The organism is Neorhizobium sp. S3-V5DH, assembly GCF_004343065.1.
GTDB lineage: Bacteria > Pseudomonadota > Alphaproteobacteria > Rhizobiales > Rhizobiaceae > Neorhizobium > Neorhizobium huautlense.
This window is the reverse complement of record NZ_SMCL01000048.1, coordinates 1-2203: the sequence shown is the minus strand read 5'-3', so window position 1 is coordinate 2203 and position 2203 is coordinate 1. Positions and strand designations below refer to the sequence as shown.

2 protein-coding genes are annotated in these 2203 nt (G+C 65.9%); both read left to right on the top strand.

What is annotated here, in order from left to right; genetic code table 11:
* Window positions 1–1209 (top strand): phosphomannomutase (locus tag EDE09_RS27900; RefSeq protein ID WP_132413612.1); only part of this gene is annotated, 1209 nt, incomplete at its 5' end.
* A gap of 56 nt (window positions 1210–1265) precedes the next feature.
* Window positions 1266–2203 (top strand): mannose-1-phosphate guanylyltransferase/mannose-6-phosphate isomerase (locus tag EDE09_RS27895; RefSeq protein WP_132413614.1); only part of this gene is annotated, 938 nt, incomplete at its 3' end.

Genomic DNA, 2203 nt, shown 5'->3' with positions numbered 1-2203 from the left:
GACTGCGGCGCGTTGCCGACACCGGCGCTTGCGCTTTACGGGCTGAAGCTCGGCGCCGCCTCGCTGATGGTGACCGGATCGCATATTCCAGCCGACCGCAACGGCATCAAGTTCTACCGTCCGGACGGCGAGATCGACAAATCCGACGAGGAGCGGATCGCCGCGATCGCCGCCGAGCTTACCGGCCGGGAGGTGGAGACGGCGCCCGCCGAGGCGCCGGACCGGTCGGCGGACGCGAATGCCCTGTTTCTTTCCCGCAACCGACGCGTCCTGCCTGCCGATGCGCTGGCCGGCCTGAAGCTCGGCGTCTACCAGCACTCCACCGTCGCCCGCGACCTGATGGTCGAGGTTCTCCAGGGTTTTGGCGCCGAGGTCATGCCGCTCGGCCGTTGCGAGGACTTCCTGCCCGTCGATACCGAGGCCGTCTCGGCCGAGACGATCGGGCTTCTGAAGGGCTGGGCGCGGGAACACCGGCTCGACGCGGTGGTTTCGGCCGATGGCGACGGCGATCGGCCGCTGGTCGCCGACGAAAGAGGCGAGCCGTTGCGCGGCGATCTGATCGGCCTGATCACCGCCAAATTCCTCAAGGCCGATGTCGTGGTGACGCCGGTCACCTCCAATTCCGGCATCGATACGGCCGGCGATTTCGAGGTGATCCGCACCAGGGTCGGTTCGCCCTTCGTGATCGCCGGCATGCTCGAGGCGCTTGAGGCCGGACGGGACAGGGTCATGGGCTTCGAAGCCAATGGCGGGCTGTTGACCGCCTCCCCGTTTACCGTTGCTGGCGGCAGGCTCGATCCGCTGCCGACCCGCGACAGTTTCCTGCCGGTACTGGCCGTTCTTTCGCTTGCCGCCGACAAGAAGCAGCCGTTGTCTGAGATCGCCGCATCCTTCCGTCTGCCGTTTGCGGCGGCCGACCGGCTGGAGAATTTTGCCGTCGAAACCAGTGCCGCGCTGATGGCGCATCTCAGAGCCTCACGCGACAATCTTGCCGCCTTCCTGGCGCCGATCGCTGCTGTGGCGGCCACAAGCGACATTGACGGATTGCGCGTCACGCTTGCCGACGGCCGCATCGTGCATCTGCGCCCTTCGGGCAACGCGCCGGAAATGCGCTGTTATGTGGAGGCCGGCACCGAAGACGAGGCCAGGGCTCTGCTTGAAGAAGGGCTCTGGCTGATCCGCGACTGGGCGATGAAGAACCGGGCTTGAGCGCCGGCGACGACGAGATTGGAGAGAGCAAGTTGAGCAAAATCATTCCCGTGATCATGGCCGGCGGCAAGGGCACCAGGCTTTGGCCGCTGTCGCGCGCCAGCGCTCCCAAACAGTTCATCCAGTTCATCGGCGACCGGACGCTGTTCCAGGCGACGCTCGCGCGGGTCTGCGATCAAACGCTTTACGAAGCGCCGGTGGTGATCACCAACGAGGATTTCCGCTTTCTGGTGGCCGAACAGGCGCGCGAGCTCGGCGTCAAGCTGTCCGGCATCCTGCTCGAGCCGGTTGCCCGCAACACCGCACCGGCCGTTGCCGCCGCCGCGGCCTTCACCGCCGGACGGTTCGGCGAGGACGCTATCCTGCAGGTGCTTGCCTCCGATCACGAGATCGTCGCCGATCAGGGCTACTTCGAGGCAATCGCCATTGCCCGCAAGACCGCCCTTGCCGGCAAGCTCGTCACCTTCGGCATCACGCCGACCGAGCCTGCCACCGGTTACGGGTATATCGAGATCGGCGACAAGCTGAAGACGGGAGCGCATGCTGTAAAGCGGTTCGTCGAAAAGCCGGCCCTGCCGGACGCGGAACACATGCTGTCGGCCGGCGGCTTTGCCTGGAATTCCGGCATCTTCATGTTTGCGGCCGGCCAGGTGCTGCAGGAACTGGCCACCTTCGCCCCTGAAGTCGAAACGGCCGCCCGCGCCGCACTCGCAAAGGCCACCAAGGATCTCGACTTCATCCGGCTGGATGCCGAAACCTTTGCCGCAAGCCCCGACATCTCGATCGACTATGCGATCATGGAAAGGACCTCGAACGCCGCGGTCGTGCCCTCGTCCTTCACCTGGTCGGACCTTGGAAGCTGGGATGCCGTCTGGAAGCTCGGGGTCCGCGATGCGGCCGGCAACGTCGCCTCCGGCCATGCGACGCTCGTCAACACCAGGAACTCGCTGGTCATGTCGCGCACCAGCCATCTGGCCGTCCAGGGCCTGGACGG